Source organism: bacterium, from assembly GCA_023228325.1.
GTDB lineage: Bacteria > Auribacterota > UBA6266 > UBA6266 > UBA6266 > UBA6266.
The window spans coordinates 429899-454687 of sequence record JALOBK010000001.1; the positions used below are offsets into that span (position 1 = coordinate 429899).

At 43.1% G+C, this 24789-nt stretch carries 22 protein-coding genes and 1 pseudogene; 4 read left to right on the forward strand and 19 right to left on the reverse strand.

Features of this window, described 5'->3' with window-relative positions:
- Window positions 1–219: 219 nt before the first annotated feature.
- The 9 genes and pseudogenes from M0R36_02010 to M0R36_02050 form a co-directional block, all read right to left on the reverse strand.
- Window positions 220–306, reverse strand: a pseudogene (locus M0R36_02010) (prepilin-type N-terminal cleavage/methylation domain-containing protein).
- A gap of 103 nt (window positions 307–409) precedes the next feature.
- Window positions 410–1822 (reverse strand): sigma-54 dependent transcriptional regulator, encoded by a 1413-nt coding sequence (locus M0R36_02015; GenBank protein ID MCK9554581.1) that lies wholly within the window; start codon window positions 1820–1822, stop codon window positions 410–412.
- Entirely contained in the window at window positions 1809–3101 is a 1293-nt protein-coding gene (locus M0R36_02020) for an ATP-binding protein (GenBank protein MCK9554582.1), read from the reverse strand. The genes M0R36_02015 and M0R36_02020 overlap by 14 nt, the downstream gene beginning before the upstream one ends.
- A 6-nt stretch (window positions 3102–3107) precedes the next feature.
- Window positions 3108–3899, reverse strand: coding sequence for an ABC transporter ATP-binding protein (locus tag M0R36_02025; protein ID MCK9554583.1), 792 nt, complete (start codon window positions 3897–3899; stop codon window positions 3108–3110).
- Window positions 3900–3913: 14 nt separating this feature from the next.
- Window positions 3914–4705, reverse strand: coding sequence for an ABC transporter permease (locus M0R36_02030; GenBank protein ID MCK9554584.1), 792 nt, complete (start codon window positions 4703–4705; stop codon window positions 3914–3916).
- Window positions 4706–4716: 11 nt separating this feature from the next.
- Window positions 4717–5055, reverse strand: coding sequence for an STAS domain-containing protein (locus tag M0R36_02035; GenBank protein MCK9554585.1), 339 nt, complete (start codon window positions 5053–5055; stop codon window positions 4717–4719).
- A gap of 31 nt (window positions 5056–5086) precedes the next feature.
- Entirely contained in the window at window positions 5087–5539 is a 453-nt protein-coding gene (locus M0R36_02040) for an ATP-binding protein (protein ID MCK9554586.1), read from the reverse strand.
- A gap of 24 nt (window positions 5540–5563) precedes the next feature.
- Window positions 5564–6853: a SpoIIE family protein phosphatase gene (locus M0R36_02045; protein MCK9554587.1), complete on the reverse strand. Its 1290-nt coding sequence runs from the start codon at window positions 6851–6853 to the stop codon at window positions 5564–5566.
- Window positions 6850–8712, reverse strand: a complete 1863-nt coding sequence (locus M0R36_02050) for an adenylate/guanylate cyclase domain-containing protein (GenBank protein MCK9554588.1) — start codon at window positions 8710–8712, stop codon at window positions 6850–6852. The genes M0R36_02045 and M0R36_02050 overlap by 4 nt, the downstream gene beginning before the upstream one ends.
- 201 nt (window positions 8713–8913) lie before the next feature.
- Here M0R36_02050 and M0R36_02055 point away from each other — a divergent pair, with 201 nt between their 5' ends.
- On the forward strand, window positions 8914–10230 hold the full coding sequence (locus M0R36_02055) for a FecR domain-containing protein (GenBank protein ID MCK9554589.1): 1317 nt from the start codon (window positions 8914–8916) through the stop codon (window positions 10228–10230).
- Window positions 10231–10242: 12 nt separating this feature from the next.
- On the forward strand, window positions 10243–10998 hold the full coding sequence (locus tag M0R36_02060; protein ID MCK9554590.1) for a DUF3307 domain-containing protein: 756 nt from the start codon (window positions 10243–10245) through the stop codon (window positions 10996–10998).
- 2 nt (window positions 10999–11000) lie between these two features.
- On the opposite strand, the gene M0R36_02065 is transcribed toward M0R36_02060, so the two are convergent.
- From M0R36_02065 to M0R36_02090, 6 genes are all read right to left on the reverse strand, one after another.
- The gene (locus tag M0R36_02065) at window positions 11001–11891 is read right to left on the reverse strand and encodes a hypothetical protein (protein ID MCK9554591.1); all 891 of its coding nucleotides are present in this window, start codon (window positions 11889–11891) and stop codon (window positions 11001–11003) included.
- A gap of 23 nt (window positions 11892–11914) precedes the next feature.
- Window positions 11915–12961, reverse strand: a complete 1047-nt coding sequence (locus M0R36_02070; GenBank protein MCK9554592.1) for a hypothetical protein — start codon at window positions 12959–12961, stop codon at window positions 11915–11917.
- 2 nt (window positions 12962–12963) lie between these two features.
- On the reverse strand, window positions 12964–14100 hold the full coding sequence (locus M0R36_02075) for a hypothetical protein (GenBank protein ID MCK9554593.1): 1137 nt from the start codon (window positions 14098–14100) through the stop codon (window positions 12964–12966).
- A gap of 181 nt (window positions 14101–14281) precedes the next feature.
- Complete coding sequence (locus tag M0R36_02080) at window positions 14282–15589, reverse strand: hypothetical protein (GenBank protein ID MCK9554594.1); 1308 nt, start codon at window positions 15587–15589, stop codon at window positions 14282–14284.
- Window positions 15590–16120: a hypothetical protein gene (locus M0R36_02085; GenBank protein MCK9554595.1), complete on the reverse strand. Its 531-nt coding sequence runs from the start codon at window positions 16118–16120 to the stop codon at window positions 15590–15592.
- A 2-nt stretch (window positions 16121–16122) separates the two neighbouring features.
- Entirely contained in the window at window positions 16123–16503 is a 381-nt protein-coding gene (locus M0R36_02090) for a hypothetical protein (protein MCK9554596.1), read from the reverse strand.
- Between the two features lie 279 nt (window positions 16504–16782).
- Between M0R36_02090 and M0R36_02095 the strand changes: the two genes are divergently transcribed.
- Together M0R36_02095 and glmS are read left to right on the forward strand one after the other, a co-directional pair.
- Complete coding sequence (locus M0R36_02095) at window positions 16783–18273, forward strand: sigma 54-interacting transcriptional regulator (protein MCK9554597.1); 1491 nt, start codon at window positions 16783–16785, stop codon at window positions 18271–18273.
- An 80-nt stretch (window positions 18274–18353) separates the two neighbouring features.
- Complete coding sequence (gene glmS, locus M0R36_02100; protein MCK9554598.1) at window positions 18354–20180, forward strand: glutamine--fructose-6-phosphate transaminase (isomerizing); 1827 nt, start codon at window positions 18354–18356, stop codon at window positions 20178–20180.
- Window positions 20181–20183: 3 nt separating this feature from the next.
- Here glmS and nagA read toward each other — a convergent pair whose 3' ends face one another.
- The 4 genes from nagA to glmM are packed head-to-tail and all read right to left on the reverse strand — an operon-like array spanning window position 20184 to window position 24782.
- Window positions 20184–21374, reverse strand: a complete 1191-nt coding sequence (gene nagA, locus M0R36_02105) for an N-acetylglucosamine-6-phosphate deacetylase (protein MCK9554599.1) — start codon at window positions 21372–21374, stop codon at window positions 20184–20186.
- Between the two features lie 2 nt (window positions 21375–21376).
- Window positions 21377–22654: a glucose-1-phosphate thymidylyltransferase gene (locus M0R36_02110; protein MCK9554600.1), complete on the reverse strand. Its 1278-nt coding sequence runs from the start codon at window positions 22652–22654 to the stop codon at window positions 21377–21379.
- 18 nt (window positions 22655–22672) lie between these two features.
- The gene (nagB, locus tag M0R36_02115) at window positions 22673–23410 is read right to left on the reverse strand and encodes a glucosamine-6-phosphate deaminase (protein MCK9554601.1); all 738 of its coding nucleotides are present in this window, start codon (window positions 23408–23410) and stop codon (window positions 22673–22675) included.
- Between the two features lie 19 nt (window positions 23411–23429).
- Window positions 23430–24782, reverse strand: a complete 1353-nt coding sequence (gene glmM / locus M0R36_02120; GenBank protein MCK9554602.1) for a phosphoglucosamine mutase — start codon at window positions 24780–24782, stop codon at window positions 23430–23432.
- Window positions 24783–24789: the final 7 nt, after the last annotated feature.

Genomic DNA, 24789 nt, shown 5'->3' on the forward strand with positions numbered 1-24789 from the left:
CGAGTCACTGACCGAATCAGATGTGCTCGGACATACAAAAATACTTAAGCTTGTGGTATAACCGTCATACAACGGAGCCAGACTGTCAGTTGTAGTGGCGGTTCCGGTGTATACAAACCAGTCATCCCAATCCTGAGCATAGATATGAAGAGCTGTCCCGATCTGTTTGACATTCGAGAGGCAGTTTATTCTCCTTGCCTGTTCCCTTGCTCTCCCCAGCGCAGGCAACAGCATACCGGCAAGAATGGCTATAATTGCGATAACAACGAGGAGTTCAATTAATGTGAAACCTTTCGCCTTTCTCATATCAGTTCAACCTCCTTTCCCATTTTTATCTTTGACCTCACTCTAATTAAACCACATTAACAACCTTATTTCAATAAATTCGTTGTGTGAAAATCACGCAACCTTAATCCTGCTTTTTTTGGCCTCCGAGCAGGCCCAGCTTCTGCATCTGATATCTGAGGGCATGCCTGCTTAATTTCAGTAATTGCGCGGTTTTGCTTATGCTGCCTCCGGACTTTCTCATAGCCAGTTCAATAAGCTCTTTTTCATAGTTTGATACCTGCGTCTGGTAGTTAATCCCCTTGCCCGAAAGAATCTCTTTTCCCTCCTCCTCCTTGTCTTTTACTTTGAAGGCAGGAGTTTTAATCTGGCGCACCACACTGGGAACCGCCACGACATCCCGGTTTTCCACTGAAACGATTTTTTCAATGACTTTTTCCAGTTCCAGAACATTTCCTCTCCATTCATGCTGTACAAGCAGGCTTTTAACGTCATCATCAAAACCTTTTATGGCCTTTCCGGTCAAAGCGCTGTACTTATCAAGAAAATATTCAGCCAGCGGAATAATATCTTCCTTTCTCTCTCTTAAAGGCGGAATTTTGATATTGATTATATTCACCCTGTAAAAAAGATCCTCCCTGAAAGCGCCTTTTTTAACTTCACGCTGCGCATTTTTTGTTGTTGATGAAATAATTCTTACATCCATCATTCCTTCTGTCCCGGATTTTTTATTGTAATATCTGCTGTTTTTAAATATGCGAAGCAGCTGCTCCTGCAGGTTTAAGGGCATATCGCATACTTCATTTATATAAAGGGTTCCGCCTCCGGCAACTTTAAAACAGCTGTCTTTTTCTTCCTGATTCGGGGCTTTCCCGCAGCCTGACAACTCTTTCCCGAGCAAATCGGAGGAGACGCCGGCGCAATTCAGGTAGTAAAAGGGCTTGTCTCTCCTGGCGCTGTGAAAATGCAATGCCCTCGCTATCAATTCCTTGCCCGCCCCTTTCTCCCCTTCTATCATTACCGGGGAGACCGTCGGAGCAACAGTGTAAACCAATTTACATATTTCCTGTATCTGCGGCGATTTCCCCACCACACCCCTCAATCCCTCTTCATTAGCCAATGTTCCCATCAATTTCTTATTTTCAAGCACCAACCTGTTATGCTCTAACGCCCTTTTAACGGTAAAAAGGAATTCATCAGGTTCAAAAGGTTTGGCTATATAGTCAAAAGCCCCTTCTTTTATCGCCTTTACGGCCAGCTTAGGGGTAGCATACGCCGTTATCATAATAAACTCGGTATGGGGAAAATCTTTTTTTATAGACTCCATAAATTTAAATCCGTCTATTTTTTTCATTTTCGCGTCGGTCACTATGAGATTGAACTTCTCGCTATCGCATATGGATACAGCCTGTTCGGCGCTCAGCGCCGTGACAACACTGTATCCCTTTCTCCTCAATATGGTACAGAGCGACTCAGCCATGTTTTTTTCATCATCTACAATCAGTATTCTTGTTTTTTCGGCCTTATTGATTTCCATTTTTTAAAATAGTCCTGATAGGAAGATTAACTTTCACTTCTGTTCCCGCGCCGGAACTTTTGATGTTTACGGATCCCCCGTATGTATCAACAATAGATTTTACTACAGATAATCCCAATCCTGTCCCTTTTTTCTTTGTCGTGACAAAAGGGTCAAAAACTCTGCCGATCAGCCCGGGATCTATGCCGCTCCCGGTATCCTTAACGACAACCAATATATAGCCCTCTGAAGAATAAGCCGTCTCTATGACCATTTCCCCTTTTTCTTCCATCGCCTGTCTTGCATTTGTCACTATATTGTATATGATTTGCTTTATATGAAGGCTGTCAAAATATATCCTGGGAAGATCCGGACTGTATTTCCTTTCTATTTTTATGTTTTTGAAAAACTCCGGACCCATATCTTTAATGACCGCATCAATCGATTGATTAATATCTATTTTTTCTACTTTCCCCTCCACCAGGCGCGAATAATTCAGAAGATCGGTTATGATACGGTCAGACCGCAATATTTCTTTTCTGACTACATCAAGATGTTTCCTGTTTTCGGGAGAAGTATTGCCAATTGAATTTTCCAATATATAAACAGAGTTGATTATTATGCCGAACGGATTTTTCAGTTCATGCGCGATACTGGCGGCAAGTTTTCCCGCAAGAGATATTTTTTCCGCCCTTAAAGTCATTTCCTGCAGTTCCTCTTTTACCCTGGTCTTCCTCGATAAAAGAGTATAGATACCCCAGCAGCAAATACCCACAAGGACCAGAACGGCAACCTTAAGCCAGAAAACCTGGTTATGAAGGAAAACAGATGACTGGTCATGAAGGTAAATAGCTATTATATAGAACATTATAAAGCTTAAATTCAAGGCTGACTGGCTCCTGATCTTCGGGAAGTTGACCGCGTTCCTTATCATAAGCCCGCAGTACAGCCAGTAGAATTCACTGTCAAGACCGTTTGAAAAGTATATAAGAAAACTCAGAAACAGGTTGTCTATAACGGAAAGGAAAAACGCGGATAACTTCACTATTTTAAAATTTACTTTTCTCTGCCCGAGTTTTATAAGCGTAAATATAAAAATCAGATTGCCGAGCAGATACATCCAGAACTGATATCTGTAAAAAACAAATTTGAATTCCGTTTCGCCTTTCACCTGCCAGAGAAAAATCGCCGAGGCAATCACCACTATCAGCTTGGCGGGGAGCATTATGAATTTTTCGAGTATTACAATCCTTTTGAAATGTCTGATTTTCTCATCAGCGGGAATAATTGAATGGGCCATAAAAAATCAGTTTCCTTCAACCAGGCTCTTTATATACTCCTCAGTTGAATCTTTAGCCGAAACGGAAGCGGCTTCAAGGGCGCCGCCGATAAATTGCTGGACATAAGGGTTAGCGGAATTTTTTATCTCATCGGGCGCGCCGCAGGCTATAACACGGCCCTTAAACAGGACAGCCATTTTATCAGCTATTCGAAAAGCGCTTTTCATTTCATGTGTTACCACAATGGATGTCATGCCCAGCTTTTTGCTCAAATCCATTATCAAACGGTCTATTACGGCGGCTACTATCGGGTCAAGCCCGGCGCCGGGTTCATCATAGAATACAATTGACGGATCCAGCGCTATCGCTCTCGCCAGCGCGGCCCTTTTTTTCATGCCGCCGCTTAATTCCGACGGCATTTTCTTTTCAAAACCCGCCAGGCCGACCTGGGCTAATTTCATTTTAACCATTATATCGATAATCTTCTTATCAAGATGCGTGTGTTCTGTTAAAGGAAGCGCTACATTCTGCGCCAGAGTAAGGGAATTAAGCAACGCGCCGCCCTGATAAAGCATCCCGAACTTCAAGCGGACTCTATCCATTTCAGAATCATTCAAATGGACTATTTCTTCTCCGTCGATAAAAACTTCTCCGCTGCCCGGCTTCAGCTGTCCTATCATAATTTTAAGCAATGTGCTCTTTCCGCAGCCGCTGCCGCCCATTATCACCATAGTTTCGCCTTTTTCCACGGAGAGATTGACGCCGTCAAGGACTTTACGGTCATCAAATACTTTTTGAACATCTTTTACTTCCAGTATCGGCATAATTTCACCTAAATAAAATAGAACCAGGCATTAAATAAACAGTCAATCATTATTATAAAAATTATAGACTGGACAACGGACTGCGTAGTTGAAATACCTACGCCGGACGCCCCTCCCCTGACGGTCAATCCCTGATAACAACCTATCAGGGCAATCATCACGGCAAAAGCGACGCTTTTTAGAAGACCCGTCCATATATCTTTAAAAACCAGATAATCAAAAGTAAGTTTTATATAGAAAGAAGAATCGATATGAAGATTAAACCTTCCGATAACATATCCGCCCGCCATCCCTACGACATTAGCAACTACAGTTAAACACGGAAGCATTATCAAGAGAGCAATCAAACGCGGAGCAACAAGAAACCTGATCGGCTTAAGAGCCATTGTTTCCAGAGCGTCTATCTCCTCGGAAACCGTCATAGTGCCGATTTCGGCTGTGATTGCGGCTCCAACACGCGAGGCAACAACAATGGCCGCAAGGAAAGGCCCCAATTCTCTTGTAAATGATACTCCCACAAGACCGGCCATCAACTCCTGGCTGCCCACCTGTTTCAACTGATAAGATGTAAGCATTGCCAGCGTAATACCGAAAAAGAAATTTACCAGCGCAACTATGGGAACGGAACCTATGCCTATAAGGTTCATCTGGTCCGCAACATATTTCATCTTACACGGCTGGCCTTTAAAAGGGGCAATGAATATCCAGTATAAGACTTCTCTGAAGATTTTCCAGACACTGCCTATGTGCTTGGTAAAATTAATCGCGGACCGTCCGATCTTACCTGCGAATTCTCTCATCAACCTGCTCCTTAGGAAGAGAATGAACTTACTGCTTCATCCCTTGTTTCATAAATAGCGAATATGGAATCCAGTTTTGCTATTTCAAAGATTCCTCTTGTCGTATCGTTCATCCCGCACAACTTAAGAAATCCGCCGTACCTGTGCATTTTCTGGAAGACTTCTATCAAGGTCGCAAGCCCCGCGCTGCTTATATATTTTACATCCGTAAGGTCAACAACAAGCTTTTTATTCTCCTCTTTAAGAACACCCGCGAAAAAATCTCTGGCTTTCGGAGAAGTATGCGAATCCATATCCCCTTTAAGCAGCACAACTTCGATATCGCCTTCGGACTTTCTTTCAAATTCCATAGCAACCTCACAATGTTATAAAAACTATTTATTAATGTTTCTTCTCTCTGCCGCCGCCGTTTCTTACATGCTTAACCATTATCAGCTCGGTTCCGTCAGCATCATCATGGATGATATATTGTACACTATCCATTATTTTTTTCATAAAGTAAATTCCGAGGCCGCCCGGCCTTATTTCATCCAGCTCTCTGCCTTTCATCTTTTCGGGATGGACTTTCCGCCCGTAATCCTTTAAAATCACTTCTATCCCGTTACTGAGCAATGACAGCTTAATAAAAATATCTTTTGTGCTGTCTCCGCTATAGGCGTGTTTAATAATATTAGCACAGGCTTCGTCTACCGCAAGAACAATATCGGCGATGTCATGTGAGGCAAAACCCGCGAGGGAAGATATCTCTTCCACCATCGTCCTCACAAGACGCAGATATTTATCATCGCTCTTTATTTGCAGGAGAACCTGATTTTGTCCGATATTGACTTCCATAGTTAATATAGATATATTAAATCTTTATTTAATTGTTGCCGCAATCAAAGTTAAATCATCGTGTTGCGGGACATCCCTGGAAAATGTTTTAACCTCATCAAGTATATATTGAATTATCTCGCCGGCGTCAAGTTTTTTATGTTCAATGAGAACTTTCAGCTTTTCCTCTCCGAACTCCTCTCCCTTTGCGTTTCTCGCTTCCGTTATCCCGTCGGTATAACCTATGATTGTCTCTCCCCCATTGATTTTTGCGACGGATTGCTCATATTTTACTCCCGGCATTATTCCCGCCGGCAGTCCGGTCCGGCATAATAGTTCCCTGATTTCACCATCCGCTCCGCGAATGACAAAAGGGTGATGCCCCGCATTGGCGAAAGTAATCACCTTTTCCTTATAATCCAGTATTCCTATCAAAAGAGTTATAAACATCCCAAGCATGCTCTGGTCGACAAGGGCATTATTTATTTCTTCCATAAGTTTTCCGACGCCTTTGAAAAGCGAAGCGTGGAACCTTATTTCACTCATTGCCCTTACCATAAAAAGCGCGGCGGGAACTCCTTTGCCGGAAACATCGCCTATAACCAGCCCGACTTTACCCCCGCCAAAATCCAGAAAATCGTAAAAGTCCCCTCCCAGTTCAAGAGCGGGAATATTCCTTGCGCTTAAAATAAGGTTTTCATATGAGGGGAATTCCGAAGGAAGAAAATTCTGCTGTATCTGATGGCCTATTTCAAGTTCATGTTCAACCCTCTGCCTTTCAAGAAGCCTCTTATGCATTCTGGCGTTTTCAACCGCTATCGCAACCATGCTTGAGAATGATTCGAGCAACTCCCTGTCTTCATCACCAAATCCTTCTTTCTCTATGGGATTCAATACCTGCAAAACCCCTATGGTTTTATTTTTGGCGGTTAAAGGGACACACAGTATAGCCCTGGTTTTAAATCCGGAATGCTCATCGGCGCCTTTAAAGTGCCTTGAATCATTTTCAACATCATTAATTATAAGGGGTTTCTGTTCCCTGGCGACCCAGCCTCCGATACCCTGCCCTTTCCGAAGCCTTATTTCCTTGATTTTTTCACCGGCATCTCCGTGCGCTATTTTAAAGACCAGTTCATCTGTTTTTTCATCGAGCAGCATCAATGCGCTTGCTTCGACATTCATTATGTTTTCCGCAACTTTCATGGCGCGGTCAAGAAGTTCGTTGATATCAAGCGTTGAGTTAATTATGCCGCCGACAGTGATAAGCTTTTTCAGGTCGGATACTTTGCGCCGGAGTTTCTCTGATGAAGTGGATCCTTTGTCCTTGTCTTTCAACTTTTTATACCTTTTACACAGAAAATTTTTACCTTTTTGTCTTTTCCTTTAACCGTAACTTCATCCAAAAAGTCTACTTCAAATTCACCCTTAATACAATCATAAGTTGTCTCTGTGATAATTATCCCGAAAGGGTATTTGCGCGTTAATCCCTCAACTCTGGACGCCAGGTTAACATTATCCCCTATAACGGTATAATCATATATCTGGCTTGAGCCCATATTCCCTACCATCACGGGCCCGGTATTTATCCCGATGCCCATATCAATGGTTTCCAATCCTTTCTCGGAAAAATCGCTGTGCAGAAGTTTCAGCTCTTTCATCATATCCAATGCCGTCAGGACCGCAAGCCTGGCGTGGTCTTTCTGCTCCACGGGAGCATTCCAAAAGGCCATAAGCGCGTCACCTATGTATTTATCTAAAGTCCCGTTACGGGAAATTATCACCCTTGTCATGCGGTCAAGATACTCATTAAGCACCGGGACAACCTCATCCGGAGATCGTTTTTCACAGTAAGAGGTAAAGCCTCTTATGTCGGAAAAAAGGACCGTCATGTTTTTTCTTTCTCCGTGAAGCTTCAGTTTTGAAGGATCCTTCAGAAGCATATCCATGATATTTTTTGATATATACCTTCCAAGAACCTTTTTTATATATCTTTTATCTTTTGTTTCAATCACATGTTTATAGACAACGGCACCGCCAAAACATATGCTCATTGCGGTATAAGGGATAACTGTATTAACATAAATATTGAAACCGCTGAACAGGTAAAAAGAAAGCGCGACAAAAAAACACGCGCTCAGGACGCTAAGAGGAACATATATCCAGAACCGGTGCGGGATATTGACAACTCCGATTACAACAGCAAGCAGAAATGTTATCAAAACACCGTATAATAACGGAGTCTTTAATATAAAATCCCGCTCTAATACGGTATTCAAAGCATTGGCATGGACAAGAAGAAGAGGAACCTTATTTGAAGAAATGGGTATAAGGCCCAAATCATCGCCGCCTGTTATACCGGCGCCGTATATAATAATTTTTTTAGAGTAATCATCGGGGTAAACAACCGGCGGTATATTTCCGCTTAACTGGCTGTCCGCCTTAATGATCTGAATAGCCGGGTCACCTTTAAAATCTTTCACGGAACCCCTGAAATTAACCGGCATACAATATTTGTCATCCACCGGGATCCTGACCGAAGTGCCTTTTATGGAAATAATATTGCCGGCAAGTTCAATGTCTTTGGAATTCCTGTTAAAATGCCTCAAGAGAATGGCGAGCATAAAGGAAGGATATACTTTGCCCGAGTAACTTATAAGCATGGGCAGCTTTCTTACAATACCATCCGAATCTTCAGGCGCGTTTACAAATCCCAGAAAACCCGAACCGGCAATTTCAGCCACTGGAAGCTGCACGGCATCAGATTTAATGATACCCCGAACCGTTTCCCGCGCGGCGTCAACAGCAAAGCCGCCGATTAACAAATCATCCCCTTCCTCCATATAATCTCTGTAGAGAGATATATCCACATCCTTTCCAATCTTAAAATAATACGGCCAGATAACCCTGTTGTTTAAAAGTTTGGTAAAATAGATGATATTATCAAGTCCGTATTTCTTTTTCTCATAGTATTCGAATCTTATATCAAAACCGACTGCCGACGGGTTTGTCCTGGACAGGAACTGGAGGACCTGGGCATGGTTGGTCCACGGCCACGGCCACTTGCTGTCACCCAGCCGGATAGACTGGTCGTCTACAACTATCAGTTTTATCTTATCCGATATTTTTGTCCCCGCATTAATCCTCATTTTATAATCGTATATCCTGTTTTCCATGCCTTTAACGGGTTCAAGCATACAGAAAAAATAAGCGAAAATGCATGAAACAAGGGGGATAAAAAGACATAGGACAAGATATTTTTTTACGTTCATATTTCAAAAGAATATCACAGAAAAAGTCGATTATACAGTTTTAATTAAATGCTTGTGAGAAATATATATTAAAGATATCATATATATAATCAATTTAACGCCGGGATTTTAAATATTTTTCAGTTTATGAAAAAAATCGCGTATACAGCAATATTTATAATACTTTGCATGCCTGCATATGCCGGCATAAATGTAACCGATGTTACAGGAACTGTCAGGTCGCGCTTTCCTTCCTCCGGATCATGGGATACGCTGGAAACGGGAAAAAGCGTAACAAAGGGCGACATAATCAAAACAGAATCTTTATCATTCGCAGACTTGCTTTTCGAACAGGATAACCGTTTCAGGATAATGGAAAACACGGAAGTCGAAGTTTCATCAATAAACGACCCCCAAACCCTGGAAAACGGAAAGGTGATAAAACTTCTCAGCCTGAACTTATATAACGGCGCCATCGGCGCGAAGCTCAATAAACTTCCCGAAAAAACCAGAGTCGATATAGAAACGCCGTCAGCGGTGGCGGGGGCCCTGGGCACCGGCTTCACGGTCAAAACGGAGAGAGAGACTTCCAGCACCACTGTTTCGGTCATAGAAAACCGGGTCTTAATCTCAAGCAGCGATTCTCCCGATAAGACAGTAACAGCGGACGCTTTCAGGCAGGTAAATGTATCCCCATGGAAATATACTAACCTGTCTGCCACAGGCACGGGGATATTATCAGAATCCATTCTGGGAAAACAAAACGTGGAAAATATGAAAGGCGCTATTGTAATTAAATCATCCGGGACAGGAGTTGACGAAGCCGAAGCAAAAAGCATGGCTCTTCTCGCTCTCTGCGAAAAAATATACTCAATAAAATTATCCGGGGAAAAAACAATATCTGATATTGTTTATCACGACCGGAATGCCGCGCGAAAACTCCTTGAAGCCGTTTCCAACGCCGAAATCAAAGGATCTTCGTCTAACGGCAAAAACAGTTTTACGCTCTTTGCTGAAATACAGCTGGGCACAATAGAGAATATTATCGGCCGGAAAATCCTGTCTGTCCAGATGCCTGTTTATAAGATAACCTTAAAGGAATACGGCGACAAGTTCGGGGCGCTGGCAAGGGTTACTACAAGAAGATCCGCCCTGGTTGACAGTTACAGGCGCCTGGCGGAAAAAATATACGGCACAGTAATAGATTCCAAAACAACCCTGAATGATTACGCAATATCGAATGACTCAATTAAACAGAAGGTGGAAGGCGTGGTAAAAGGATCGGTTATAAACAAAGAAAATTATTTTTCCGACGGCTCGGTAAGTATCACATGCGGTATAACGGGATTAAAGGTAGTCTCCGAAGTTAATTCCGCGAGCCCTGACGTGAACTTCGGGGAAAATTATGTCTCTTCTCCCGAAAATATATCATATGAATCTTTTTCCGTTATATATGACTATTAAAACGAGGGATATATGTTTATTTTTTTAAGATTGATTCTGGCCCATCTGCTGGCTGACTTTCCCTTTCAGACCTCGGAAATTTACAGGCTCAAAATAAGGAATTTTCAGGGCCAGGTCCTGCACGGTATGATAGTAGCTGTCGTTTCGCTTTTCATCCTGCTTCCTTTTGCAAACAATATATGGGTCTGGGCAATATGCTTTTTTATAGGCATTACTCACGCAATAACAGACTGGGCAAAAGTTCTCTGGACTAACAAGCAAAAGAACGGCAACTATTTCACGGGATTTATACTGGATCAGATAATACATATTTCAGTTAACTTTGTCGTTTTTATCACGCCCCTTAAAACAATCACTTCCGCAAACACCCAAAGCATACTGTTCAATACAATCTACAACAACAATAACCATATTATTTATGCCATATCGTATGTAATAGTCACTTTCGGGTTAACTTATTTTATCGATACATTCAAAATGACATATTTCAAGGATACATATAAATCAATAAGCACAAAGGAAGAAATCATAGGACTGTTTTCGAGGGGCATAATTCTGACATCCATTATTGTCCCCGGCAACTTTTATCTTTTTATACCGCTGATTATTGCCGCTGAAATGTATTTAGTGAATCCGATGGCGCTAAAAAACAGGATTGCCGACCTTCTCCTTGGCACAGCGCCGACAATTTTTATCGGCATAATATTGCGCCGCTGCCTGGAAGAAATCTCCACATGCGGGGTTTGCGGCATATTCAATGTCCTTTGAAGTCATTCCTGCTTAATAAGAGATCCCCTGTCGAAATCGCCTCCGCTGATAATTTTAGCTTTTGAAAATTTATCCTCTACGGCAAAAACCTGAACTTTCCCCGTTTTTTGTGTTTCGCTTCCCAGCGTAATCCCCGTGTCAGGATCAATTAATTCTTCTCCCACGGAAAATACAGAAAATTCATCGCCCGCCATTACCCCCGATTCCTGCCCGCAGTTCAAATACACAACATCATCCTTGACAGTAACCACTTTGCCCTGCCAGGGAACATCTCTCAGTTCGGCGCAGATCCAGGCTATAGCTTCGTCAATCGCAGCCTGGGTAGCTTTGCCCAGGGGGGCTTTTTGAAAGTTTGATGTGCCGATTCCCCAGTCGGAGCGGCTGTAACCGATACTCATTCCGGAAGATTTCGCTTTTGCCTCACATCTCTTGGACGCAATCACCTGTCCCGTAGTTACGTCATATAACCTGATGTTAACGGCAACATGCGCATATGAGCCTGAACCACCCAGAGAAAAACCTTTAACATTAAATCCCATGCCTCCGCCGGATGTCCTTTCGGCGAATTCAGTAACGGCCCCGCTGACAAGTATCTGGGCATTCAACAGCCTTCCTGTCTGGGGAGCTCCGGCGGAAGTCGTCCGGCCGCTTTGCGCAAAATCCTGCTCTTCAAGAACACCTCTTATATTCTGGCGTTCAACAACAATAAACTTACCTGAATTAGTTAAAGAAGTGGTAAGCATTTCGGCCATCCCGTGCCCTAAATTCCACTCAGAGTTAAAGCCAGCTTTATTTTCAAAATCTGAAACCGCTATGGTCTTTTTAATTTCAGCATGAGACAATCCGCATAAAAAAACAAAGCCAATACAGAAAAACACCGACATCCTTTTCATAATCTCTTCTTCCCTCCAATAATTTAACTGGCCTGCTCCGCTTCGACAGGCTGTACAGGAACCTCTATGTATTTAATTATATCTCCCCTTGAAAAATTTCCTCCGGATACGGTTTCCGCAAGCGAAAATTTATCCTGAACTTCAACAACCCTGACCCTCCCGGATTTTTTTTTCTCAAAACCGAGGGGTATTCCCGAATCAGGATCGACCAATTCATCCCCTTTGCGGAAAATTTCGAATTCATCTCCGATCTTTACGTTTGAATCGATACCGCAATTCAGATAAACTTTGTCTTTCTTTACGGTAACAATACTTCCCTGCCACCGGACTTTCTGCATCTCCATGCATATAAAATATACCGCTTCATTTATTGCTTCCTGAGTGACTTTTCCCAGAGGGGAAGCTTTGAAATTATCAAAGTCCACAGCCCAGTCGCTTTCTGAATATCCCACGCTCAGGCCGGAAACATTGCCTTTGCCTTCAACCCTTTTCGAAGCGATAACCTGGCCTGTCGTAGTATCATACATCCTCAGATTAATGGCAACATAGGCAGTTGCCCCTCTGAGCCCGAGGGAAAAACCCTTATACTCAAACATGCTGCCCGAATCATATATGCGCTGGGAAAATTCGGTGACGGCCCCGCTGACAAGTATCTGGGCATTTAAAAGTTTTCCTATTTCAGGGGCTCCGGCATTAACGGTTCTTCCGCTTAATGAAAAATCCTGCTCTTCGAGAATCTGGCCTATATTACGGCGTTCAACAATGATAAACCTGTCTGTTTCCAGAAGGGCAGTCGTAAGCATTTCCGCCATGCCGTTGCCCAAACTCCACTGGGCATGGGCGCCTGCTTTGTTTTCAAAATCCGCGACTGCCACGGTTTTTTTAGGGCCTGTAACCGGCGGGAGCCGGAATTCCCGGACTTTTTCCTGTTTTTTCTTTACGGGTTTTTCTCTCACGGGCCTGTTTTCCTGTATCCGCCTGCGGACAGCGAAAACAAAGTCACCCGATAAAAAGAAAAAAACCGTTAAAAATATTATTAAGGGAAAAACCGCCTTTCTAACAATGCCCATTCCTAATTCCCCATAAATTCTATATCAATCCTGTTTTGCGTCCTGCCTTTCACTTCAATGCCGGTATCCGGAAGAGTGGTTATAATCTCCTCAAATCCTTTATATAATGAGCCGTCTATAGTAACATCTATAACGACAACTCCTTTCGAAAAACTGCGTTCGTTAACGCTTTTAACTCCCCTGATTTCTTCAAGAGCTTTTTCAAAAGCAATCCTTTCGGATGAATCCGCATTAAACCCTACTATCTGAATATCCATCGTGTTATACACTTTGGATCTCCAGTTCTCAACGATCTGGTCCATCATCTTCGACGCGAGTTCTGCTCCGGATTTTTTCATGGATGCTCTCGCGGCCGGCACTCTGCCGCCGCCCCTGGACTGGGCCGATGCGCCGTCGCTGGCAATTACCTGGGCCGTATCCACATCTATCGCTTTTGCTGTCACCTGGGCTTCGTAAGCAAAAACAGAAACACCGTACGGCTGACTCGAATCAATCAAATCGGCCGTTGCCTGCCCCACTATAACAACTTCCGCCCCGAATCTTCTTCCCAGAGAAGCGGCTTCAGCAGGATTTTCATAATATAAAGTCGCGTCCCTCATTTTTACGGCTTCCATCTGGGATTTATCCGTCAGTTTAAAACCGCCGGTCAGGAAACTTTTTTCCATACCCGTCTGAACCGTCTCGCCCGGCTGGGCCATCCCGTCAATCATTTCGCTGAAGACAATCATAACGCGGGGTTTGTTAAGTTTCTCTTTAACTATGTTCAAAGCCTGAAGGTTTTTGCGTAAACGCCCCATGCTGACAACTGCCTTTACGGCAATTTGATATATATCCCCGTCTCCGCCGTTGTCACTGATAATTTCATAGCTCTTTACGTACCCCTTCACTTCAGAATAAACCTGATCGTCAAGCAACTGGAAATTCTGCACCATAGTCTCTGAATCGATCACGCTTCCCACCGTCTGTTCCACCGCATTTCTTAATGCCCTGTTGAGAGCTTCATCCCTGGCCCGCAAAACACCGTCGGCCCCCGAACCTCTTACCGCAGACATACCTTTTGCGACAACTGTTTTTTCATCCTGGGCGGCACTCCAGGCCGATACCAGTATAAGAATAGATAAAATCAGTATTCGCTTCATTCGAAAACTCCCCGTGTTACTCAACCACTTCTCTTGTTTCCACGATTACCTGTTCTTTTACAACGTATTTCTCAGTGCATCCCGACAAGACCGGAACAGCCAAACATAAAATAACAAGTATTGAAAAATTTGTTTTTTTCATATTATCTCCCTATCCAAATATTCAGTCATAATCATATAACTATCTGTAATTTCTCAAGGAATCCCATAAAGATTCCATCGGGAGAGACGCTACTACCTCAACACTTCCATCTTCAAGATATACGGGCTCACTCACCTCAGCCCCGGCAAGAAAGGTGCTTACCGAAGCGTTAACCTCATCGTTCTGGACCGCAAAATCCCTCACGGTTGTGTTTGCTCTTATTTTAACACCGTATACAAGTTCCGCAAGATTCCTTTTTGCATCAACTTCAGCCGCCCTTACAGCATTAAGTTTTGCCACTGTCCCCGTTTCGCTTTCCCGCGGAACGCCATAACCTCTGGCCGAATAAGTTTCATAAGACCAGGACGGCCTCGACTGGGACCCGGACGGCAGTTGAGAAACAGGTTCTTTCTCCGTATATCTTTCCGGCGGCACACCAAAACCCGTAGCTTTGATGACTCTCACATTCTGCTGTGTTATAACCTCTTCCCATCTGACCTTTTCCCACCTGACTCTTTTGAACTTATATCCTCTGCGGACATATTTATTCCAAATCTCATGGACTTCTTTAATAATATCCACAATAGTGACTTCTACATCGCATTCGACAATCCCGTCGGGCTTATATCTGTAAGGACCTGCAAGCCTGATGCCTTTTATATAAGTATCCAAGTCTGTGTTTATCATGTCGTTTTCGGCAACAAAATCCCTGACATATGTATTCGAAGTGATTCTCAGCCCTTTCACCTCTTCGGCAAGGTTTCTGTACGCATCAAGTTTTGCGGCCCGTTCCGCCATTAACCTTCCCCTCGCGGTAACGCCTTCCCACCCGGGAATACCATCTGTTATCCTGCCCGGTTTAATATTCGAAGAATAGTCCGCGGTTTCAGCGGAACCCTTAATTGTCCCCGAACCTTCCACCTCAATGACCTTTATATCTTTATTGTATGTCACTATCTGCTGTATTGTTGTGTTGGTCCAGAAAAGGAATCGGGTTTTTTTGTAATGGGTTTCAATAAATTTAACGATTTGCTCAATCGTAAGGCTCATCCGCAACGTATAAACTTCCCCATCCCATCTTTCACTGCCGGAATCTATTTTCGCGCCTTTTAAAAAATGATCGAACTGCGTTTGAATCTGATCGCTTTCGGCAACAAAGTCCCTGACATATGTATTCGAAGTGATTCTCAGCCCTTTCACTCTCTCGGCCAAATTTCTGTAACCGTCAACTATCGCCGCCCGCCTCGCCATAAGCTTCTCCTGTCCTTCTTTTGTCGCGTAAGACAAATTAGCCAGGATAAAAATAAAGACTAAAGACAATGACACACAAACTATCCTTTTAAACATTTATTTCCCCCTTTCAGAATAATTTTTTCTCTCAATCAATAACTCCCATTTTTCTTCACTAATGGGGATTGATCTTTTTTCCCGGAAAACAGGCTCATTATTATACACATTAATACCCTTACCTTTGCAAACTCTTTTTTTGCAGTTTAAAGGCGCCGCCAGAAGCACCTGAACCGTTCCGTCCCTGAAATACGTTGTACTGACACATTCAACACCCCGGATAAAGCCGTTATCCGCAATAGAAAATCCGCATGCATTTAATGCCTCATCCGTATAATCCGCATAAATAATTTCCGCAAGGTTCCTGTAACCATCAACTATTGCGGCCCTCCTGGCCATAAGCCTGTCTCTTGAACTGCTTGCAGAATACGGGCTTTTAAGCCTGCCGATACCGGTTACGAAAATCTTTCCGCTATCTATTAAATAGTTATTCCGGCCGTTTTCACCGCCAGAACATTTACTGCCGCCATCAAATAAGCAGGTGCCGCAGAACACGGCACCCGTTAACGCTAATATAGCCGTCAGTCTCATCGTTACCACCAATAGCTGTCTTCTTCAACAATGACAACCGGCTCGGAAAACGTTGAAGAATAAGTCCTTGTCGTATAACTGCCGGGCACATAGTAAGATGAATAATGTGACCTTGGAGCGTAGTAAGATGAGTAATACGACCTTGGCTCATAGTAATGCCTCCTCGGAGCTGTATAGTACCTTCTTGGCTCATAGTAATGTACCCGCTGCGGCACATAATATACATTCTGCTGAGGAAACATGTTCCCGCTCAAAAACTGGTATGCGGTGACTCCTGCAAGAATTTTTCCTGCTGTAGCCCATTCTTTATCACCGGCTCCCGCCACCGTGGCATATCCAAACACAAGGGCTGCTACCGTTGTTATCAGGATTATTCTTTTCATTTGGCACCTCCTTCTTTCAACTGTTATATGAGCAAAAGACATGCCAATACTTGCTTAAACTATATCACAAAGAGGTTTCTCGACGGTAAAAAACCCGATTTATTTTAATATGTTATAAAAAAGAACGGTCCATTAATAAAATAATTGTTTTTATTTGTTGCATTATAGAGCACATAGATATATACTTTAGTATGTAATGTTTTATGTTTCAAAGAGTTACATATTTTTGCTTCAAATCGGAACATGTCACATAATGTCACATAAAATTATGGTGGAACCATGAAAAAAACGCCGGATATAAGCTGTATTCAGAAAAGCGACCTTTTGAAATTAATAGAAACGGGAAAGATCATTAATTCATCCCTGGATCTTTCCGAAGTGCTGGAAAAAGTTCTGCAAACAGCCTGTTCGGTTTTAGATTCCGAAGCCAGCTCGGTAATACTCCTGGAACAAACTTCAAACTACCTGATCTTTAAAACCGCCACCGGAGAAAAAGCCGAAGAAATCAAAAATGTCAGGATGAAAACCGGACAGGGAATCGCCGGATGGGTGATAAACACCGAAAAACCGGCTATTTCAAATAAAGTCGAAGAGGACAAAAGATGGTTCAGGGAAATAAGCAGGATTATAAATTATCCTACCCGGTCCATAATCTGCGCTCCCATACAGGTGCGGAAAAAAATAATCGGAGCCATAGAAGTAATAAACAAAAAGAGCGGTGATTTCAATACAAAAGACCTATCGCTTTTAATGTTGTTTTCAAACCAGGCGGCAATCGCTATCGAGAATGCAAAACTCCACAAGGAAGCGGGCCTGGAAATAAAAAACCTTAAATCGCAGATTACAAAACCTTTTAAAATCATAGGGAGCGGGCCTCAAGTACAGAAATTATTCGATTTAATAGAAACTGTTTCAAAAACAGAATCGACCGTGTTAATGAGGGGGGAAAGCGGCACGGGCAAAGAGCTTGCTTCAAGGCTGATACATTCGAAAAGCGAAAGAAACGGGTATCCGTTCACATGTATTAACTGTTCGGCGCTGCCGGAAACACTTCTGGAAAGCGAACTTTTCGGACATGAAAAAGGAGCATTTACAGGAGCGATAGCGCGGAAACCCGGCAGATTTGAAATATCCAACAAGGGGACCGTTTTCCTGGATGAAATAGGAACTCTTTCCCAGCAGATACAGGTCAAACTCTTAAGAGTCCTTCAGGAAGGGGAATTCGAAAGAGTAGGAGGCACTGAAACCATAAAAGCCGATGTCAGAATAATCGCCGCAACAAATGAAAATCTGGAAAAAGCCATATCCGAAGGAAGATTCAGGGAAGATTTATACTACAGGTTAAAAGTCATTGAAATATTCATCCCGCCTTTAAGGGACAGAAAAGAAGACATACCCGAATTGGTAAAATTTTTCATTGACGAACAGAAAAAATCAATGGGAAAAGCCATAAATTCGATTGAGCCGAAAGCAATCGAACTCTTAGTTTCCTATGAATGGCCCGGGAACGTCAGAGAATTGAAAAATACAATAGAAAGAGCGATGGTGCTGGGAAAATCGGATGTACTGAGGGTTGAAGACCTTCCCTCCGAGATAAAGAGCAGGAACATCCCCCTTATCAATGAGTTCTCGTTAAAATCGGCCGAAAAAAATCATATTGAAAAAGTCATGAAATATTCCCATCACAATAAAAGCAATGCCGCCAGGCTTCTCGGGATATCCCGGAACCGGCTTGACCGAAAAATCAAAGAATACAAAATGGCAACCTGATTCCGGTAAAAAAATTACTTTACAAGCAGTTATTAATGTGGCAATAATCTCTCTTTGTCCAGACAATAAAAAGGTTTGTTATGTGCGGAATCATCGGATACATAGGAAAAGGCAACGTTAAGGATATTCTGGTCGAGGGGTTAAAGCGCCTTGAATACCGGGGATATGATTCATCCGGTATAGCCGTCATCAACAGGGGCCGGATCATCTGCGTAAAAGCGGTCGGCAACATATCCAGACTTGAGGAAAAAATCAGAGGAAAAAAAATACCGGGAAATATCGGGATTGCCCACACCCGATGGGCCACCCACGGTTCTCCTGTTCTAAAAAATGCCCACCCTCATATGGATAGCCGGAACAGAATTGCCGTCGTACACAACGGCATAATAGAAAACTTTCAATACTTAAGAAGTAAACTCATAAAAAAAGGAATAAAGTTCAGAAGTGATACGGACAGTGAGATTCTGGCGCACTTAATATCTCAGAATTTTAAAGGCAACCTGTCCGAAGCGGTAAGGAATTCTCTCAAGCAGGTTGAGGGAACATACGGTATCGCGGTTATATGTTCTGAAAATCCCGGCGAAATAGTGGCCGCAAAAAAAGGCAGCCCCCTTATAGTGGCTGTCGGCAAAGATGAAATGTTTGTAACTTCAGACCTTTCGGCCACACTCAGGCATACAAAAAAAATAATTTCCCTTGAAGACAATGAAATGGCAATCATAAGGCCTGATAATTATGAAATAAAAGACATAGAAAATGTGCCCGTTCTAAAAAAGATAGAAGAGGTTTCCTGGAACATAGATATGATAGAAAAAGGCGGTTATAAGCATTTTATGCTTAAGGAGATACATGAACAGCCCGAATCCATCACTAACTCCATGAGAGGCCGTATAGACGAAGCCCTGTCAAGTTCCAGGCTGGGAGGCCTTCTTGTTTTCGGAAACAAACTGAAAAAAGTGGAAAAAATTATTATTTCCGCGTGCGGCACATCGTGGCACGCCGGATTAATAGGCGAATATATGATAGAAGACCTCGCCAGAATACCCGTCGAAGTCGAATATGCGTCCGAATTCAGGTACAGAAACCCCATACTTAACGAAAAAACACTTATTATCGCAGTAAGCCAATCGGGAGAAACCGCCGATACCCTGGCAGCCATGCGGGAAGCAAAAATGAAAAATTCCATTATTATGGGTATTTGTAATGTGGTGGGTTCATCAATCGCGCGCGAATCAGACGGCGGTATATATCTGCATGCAGGTCCTGAAATCGGCGTCGCTTCCACAAAAGCATTTACATCGCAGGTCACGGTCCTTCTTCTGCTCGCTCTTCATTTCGGAAGGATGAAGGACCTTTCAAAATCAAAATCAAAAGAAATAATAGACGAACTCAAAACCATCCCTTCAAAGGTGGAAACAATTCTCAAAGAAGAAAACAAGATAAAAAAACTGGCGGAATTATACTTTAATAAAAACAATTTTCTTTACCTGGGGAGAGGATACAATTTCCCGACCGCGCTTGAAGGGGCTCTGAAACTTAAAGAGATATCCTATATCCATGCCGAGGGTTATCCCGCGGCGGAAATGAAGCACGGCCCCATCGCGCTGATAGACAAGGATATGCCCGTTGTTGTAATAGCGACATCCGATACCGTTTATGACAAAATAATCTCCAACATCCAGGAGATAAAAGCAAGGGATGGAAAAGTAATAGCCATAGTCAATAAAGGAGATACAAAAATAAAGAAACTGGCTGACTATGTAATATCCATACCCAAGACCATGGAAATTCTCAGCCCCCTGCTCACAATAATCCCCATGCAGTTGCTCGCTTATCATATTGCGGCAAAACGGGGATGCAATGTGGATCAGCCCAGGAACCTGGCTAAAAGCGTAACCGTCGAATAGCTTTCAAACAGCTGAGGACCTGAAAACAATCCTGCCTTCGACCATAGTCATCAAAACATCAAAGGTTCTGTCCTTAAGAATGAGAATATCCGCGTCTCTTTCAGGCAACAAACTGCCTTTCCTGTCAGCCACCCCGATTATTTTGGCAGGATTAAGAGATGCCATTTTAAGGGCATCATCTATTGTAACTCTTCCGGTATCGACTATATTCCTGACTGCCTTGTTCATAGTCAGGATGCTGCCGGCAAATGTCCCGTCCGAAAGATGAGCGGCTCCGTCTTTAATGTAAATTGTCCTGCCATCCGCCTTGAATTTTTTGCCGGCAAGCCCGGCAAAACGGAGAGAATCTGTTATCAAAGCGAGTTTGTCGGGATGTTTTGATATTAAAAGCAAGGTAACAACCACGGGATGGACATGATGAAAATCCGCTATAAGCTCCGCGGTAACCTCATTATTTATCAGGACAGTCCCCATTACCCCCGGGTCCCTGTGATGGATTCTTCTCATAGCATTGAAAATATGTGTTACATGGTTTATTCCCGCATTAATTCCATTAATAGTTTCTTCATAATTTGCGTCCGAATGGCCGACCGCCGCCCTGATATGGAATTTCCTGCAGGTCTTAATGATATCTATGGCTCCGGGAAGTTCGGGCGCGATGGTAATCATCTTCAGCGTGCCGCCTGAATCCTTTATAAACTGCAAAAACTCCCCGATAGCGGGTTTTCTGAAAAATTTCTTTTTCAGCGCGCCGCTTCTCTTCGGGTTCAGATAAGGCCCTTCCAAATGCGACCCCAGTATTTTAGCTCCTTTACCGTAGTTTTCGTCCATCACTTTTCTAACTGTTTTTAACCGTTCCGCAATTACCTTTTTGGTATGCGGGTATATAGTTACAAGCATTGATGTCGTCCCGAACCGGGCATGGGCTTTTGATATTTTTTTCAGGGAATCTATATTGCCGTCCGAGGTGTCTCCGCCGCCCCCGCCGTGACAATGGATATCGATAAAGCCGGGAACAACTAAATTGAATTTCGCATCTATGATTCTTGCTTTCCCGGGAATAAGCTTCAAATGGTCTTTATCAAGGACATCAAGGATTTTACCGTCTTTAACAACTACGGCGCCGCCGTTGATAAACATCCTGGATGTAAATATTCTTCCGTTTTTTATTACACAATAAGAATTTTTATCCATAATCATTCACCCATGCTTAAGTCGCCTTCTATTCTTGTTAACAGTCTCTCTTTTCCCGTCAATTTATAAAGATACCTGAACAGCTCTTTCTGCGCTCTTGTCAACTCCATCTTTCTCCGGGCCATAACCTTTTCCGCCACTTTCAATGCCTTGTCGGCCTGGTAAACCACAAAAGCTCCGCTCGCTCCCCAGGTAAAAGACGGCACAAATTTCGGCGGCAACTGGGCTCCGAAGATATTAACATTGATACCCACCACAGTCCCCGTATTAAACATGGAATTTATCCCGGTCTTTGAATGGTCGCCCATCGTCAGGCCTACAAACATTTCCCCTGTATCAATAAATTTCCCGTTCACATAAACCCGCACATTGCCGTAATTATTTTTTAAATCACTATCATTGGTATCAGCCGCGATATTGCACCACTGCCCGATATAAGCATGCCCGAGAAATCCTTCATGCTGCTTATTTGAATAAGAGTGAATTATTGATTCCTCAATCTCCCCGCCGGCTTTACATACTTCACCGATACTTGTCCCCTCATAAATTTTCGCGCCGATTTTGACGGTGCTGTTATCCCCTATATATGACGGCCCTTCTATAACGGCATTGGGAAGGACTTTCACTCCTTTTCCTATATATATGGGACCTTTCTCGGCGTCCAGGACAACCCCGGGCTTAACAATAGAGCCGGAGCCGATAAAAATATCTTTTTTGTTGATCAGGTGTACTCCTTCGAAAACTTTGCCCAGTATCCTGCCCTTGCCGGCTATGTCCTTAAAATCGATTTTAATCTGCGCCGCATTAGCCTTAACGAATTCCCAGCTGTAATCGAGCAGGTTGTTATCTTCCGCTTCACGGCACGGGACCCTGAGTTTTAACGTCCGTAACGCCTCTCCGCTGATAATATTTTCCGAAGTCATTATGGCGGAATTATCCCCTCTGAGCCTTGCATATAAAATCGAAGAATCACTGAAAACGACTTCTTCTTTTCCGTCAAAAGCGACCGCTTTATTTAACAGCAGCCTGCCGTTCAAAAAAAGGGTTGTGCCCTGATTGTATTTTAGGGGGTTAACTTTGTATTTATGTTTTTCTCTCACTGTATTCGCCAGATAATCGCGGCATAAAAGAATGACTTCGCGCTCCGGATATTTCCTGATTATTTTATCCATCAACAAATCAATACCGCACCTTAACTCATAAACCGGCCTCATATAAACAAGCGGCAAAAGGTTCAGATAATTCCTGTCTTCAAATATACAAACATCGGTCTTGCTCATACTTTCCCCACCCCTGTCTTATTTTCTTTCCTTCAGTAAAGAAGCCGCATCCCTGTCTAAAACTACAATGGCATCCGGATGTTTCTGAATTATTGACGCCGGATATTTTTTCGAAACCGGAGTTTCAAGGCATTTTTTCACTATCAAATTTTTTTGACGGCCGCTTACAAGCAGCAGAAGCTTTCTGGCTTCCATTATAGTTCCGATTCCCATGGTAATGGCAAACTTCGGAACCTCATCTCTGGAATTAAAAAACCTGGAATTATCTTCTGTGGTTTGAGAATCCAACTCCTGAACCCTTGTTCTTGAATCAAAATCAGACCCGGGTTCATTAAAAGCTATATGCCCGTCCCCGCCGAGTCCCAGCACCTGTATGTCTATTCCGCCCGCTTTTCGGATTTTCTGTTCATACCATTCGCAATGAGCATCCATGTCAGGCGCTAAGCCATCGGGCACAAATGTATTGGATTTATCAATATCAATGTGGTTAAAAAAAATTTTTTCCATAAAATAACGGTAGCTCCCCGCATCTCCGGAAGAAAGGCCCACATATTCATCAAGATTGAAACTTACGCACTTTTTAAAGGAAATCCTGCCTTCTTTATTCCTATTTATAAGCTCTTTGTAAAGGCCCAGGGGAGTTGCCCCCGTCGCAAGCCCTAAAACGCTTTCGGGTTTTTCCCTGATAGATTTTTCTATTATATCAGCCGCTTTAACACTTAACTCACCGTAATCTCTGCAGATCATCACTTTCACAGGCGATTTCCCTTTTTAATCATATAATTTCTTCTATTCTATCTGCAATCTCATTTTGAAGATTTACAGCTTCTTCACGGCTTTGCGCTTCAGAATATATCCTTATTATCGGTTCCGTATTTGAAGCCCTTACCTGAACCCATGATTTTTTTCTAATAACTTTCAATCCGTCCGTTTCATCCATATTTTCATTTTTGAGCAGGCTTTTCAGCTTAGACAGAACAACGGCCGGTTTAAATCCGGAAATAGCCTTCTTTCCCTTCACCATAAAATACACAGGCATTTTTTTCATGTTTTCGGAAAGGCTTTTACCTGATTCAACCAAATATTGAAGCACCAGAGCCGAAGCAACCGGCGCATCCCTGCCAAGATGGACATCCGGAAGAATAACGCCGCCGTTACCTTCCCCGCCGATAACAGAAGCGTTCTTTTTCATCTCGCCGGCAACATTGATCTCGCCGACTTTTGTCCTTATTACCTTACATCCATAAGAGTTTGCAATATCATCTATAGCCATAGACGTGGAAACATTTACTGTAACCTTCCCCTTTTTCCTGGACAATATCAATTTAACAGCGATGGCAAGTGTGTTTTCCTCCCCTATAGGGCTGCCTTTTTCATCGACAACAGCGCATCTGTCGGCATCAGGATCAACCGCAATCCCGATATCAGCCCTGTTTTTTATAACTTCGCCGGACAGAGCCCTGAGATTCTCAGGCAGAGGCTCGGGGTCATGGGAAAAGTGTCCGTCAGGTTTGCCGTTAATAAGAATAACCTCACAGCCAAATCGCTGTAAAAGTTCCGGCATAATCACCGCGCCGGCGCCATTGACAGGATCAACAACAACCTTGAATTTTCTTTTTTTTATCTTCTCCACATTAATATAAGGGATTCCGAGCACTTTGCTTATATGGGCATCAACAGCAGTGCTATCCTCTTTTAAAGACCCTATATTTTTGTATCCCGAATAATCGAATTTCCCGCAGCCTACAAGTTGTTTTAATTTTTCTATAACATCGCCTTTGATAAATAAACCTTCGGGAGACATAAATTTCAACCCGTTCCACATCGCGGGATTATGGCTGGCGGTGATTTCCATCCCGCCGGCAGCTTTCAGTTGTTCTGTCATTATCTGTACCGTAGGAGTCGGTGTTATCCCCAAATCGATTACATCACAGCCTGTCGACATCAGTCCGGAAATAACCGCATATTTCAGCGCCTGTCCGCTTACCCTGGGATCCCTGCCTACGACAACCGCGCCCCCTTGTAACATATATCCGAAAGCCGCACTGTATGTAAGAGCAACTTCGGGGTTCAGAGATTCTCCGAATATACCTCTGAGTCCCGAAACACTTACAATGAGGTCCTTCATAATATTC

Excerpts from the sequence above, each read along its gene's own strand:
- M0R36_02015 (MCK9554581.1), bottom strand. The coding sequence starts at position 1,822 with ATGGAAATCAATAAGGCCGAAAAAACAAGAATACTGATTGTAGATGAT.
- M0R36_02020 (MCK9554582.1), bottom strand. The coding sequence starts at position 3,101 with ATGGCCCATTCAATTATTCCCGCTGATGAGAAAATCAGACATTTCAAA.
- M0R36_02030 (MCK9554584.1), bottom strand. The coding sequence starts at position 4,705 with ATGAGAGAATTCGCAGGTAAGATCGGACGGTCCGCGATTAATTTTACC.
- M0R36_02035 (MCK9554585.1), bottom strand. The coding sequence starts at position 5,055 with ATGGAATTTGAAAGAAAGTCCGAAGGCGATATCGAAGTTGTGCTGCTT.
- M0R36_02040 (MCK9554586.1), bottom strand. The coding sequence starts at position 5,539 with ATGGAAGTCAATATCGGACAAAATCAGGTTCTCCTGCAAATAAAGAGC.
- M0R36_02050 (MCK9554588.1), bottom strand. The coding sequence starts at position 8,712 with ATGCTTGAACCCGTTAAAGGCATGGAAAACAGGATATACGATTATAAA.
- M0R36_02055 (MCK9554589.1), top strand. The coding sequence starts at position 8,914 with ATGAAAAAAATCGCGTATACAGCAATATTTATAATACTTTGCATGCCT.
- M0R36_02060 (MCK9554590.1), top strand. The coding sequence starts at position 10,243 with ATGTTTATTTTTTTAAGATTGATTCTGGCCCATCTGCTGGCTGACTTT.
- M0R36_02065 (MCK9554591.1), bottom strand. The coding sequence starts at position 11,891 with ATGAAAAGGATGTCGGTGTTTTTCTGTATTGGCTTTGTTTTTTTATGC.
- M0R36_02070 (MCK9554592.1), bottom strand. The coding sequence starts at position 12,961 with ATGGGCATTGTTAGAAAGGCGGTTTTTCCCTTAATAATATTTTTAACG.
- M0R36_02075 (MCK9554593.1), bottom strand. The coding sequence starts at position 14,100 with ATGAAGCGAATACTGATTTTATCTATTCTTATACTGGTATCGGCCTGG.
- M0R36_02080 (MCK9554594.1), bottom strand. The coding sequence starts at position 15,589 with ATGTTTAAAAGGATAGTTTGTGTGTCATTGTCTTTAGTCTTTATTTTT.
- M0R36_02085 (MCK9554595.1), bottom strand. The coding sequence starts at position 16,120 with ATGAGACTGACGGCTATATTAGCGTTAACGGGTGCCGTGTTCTGCGGC.
- M0R36_02090 (MCK9554596.1), bottom strand. The coding sequence starts at position 16,503 with ATGAAAAGAATAATCCTGATAACAACGGTAGCAGCCCTTGTGTTTGGA.
- M0R36_02095 (MCK9554597.1), top strand. The coding sequence starts at position 16,783 with ATGAAAAAAACGCCGGATATAAGCTGTATTCAGAAAAGCGACCTTTTG.
- glmS (MCK9554598.1), top strand. The coding sequence starts at position 18,354 with ATGTGCGGAATCATCGGATACATAGGAAAAGGCAACGTTAAGGATATT.
- nagA (MCK9554599.1), bottom strand. The coding sequence starts at position 21,374 with ATGGATAAAAATTCTTATTGTGTAATAAAAAACGGAAGAATATTTACA.
- M0R36_02110 (MCK9554600.1), bottom strand. The coding sequence starts at position 22,654 with ATGAGCAAGACCGATGTTTGTATATTTGAAGACAGGAATTATCTGAAC.
- glmM (MCK9554602.1), bottom strand. The coding sequence starts at position 24,782 with ATGAAGGACCTCATTGTAAGTGTTTCGGGACTCAGAGGTATATTCGGA.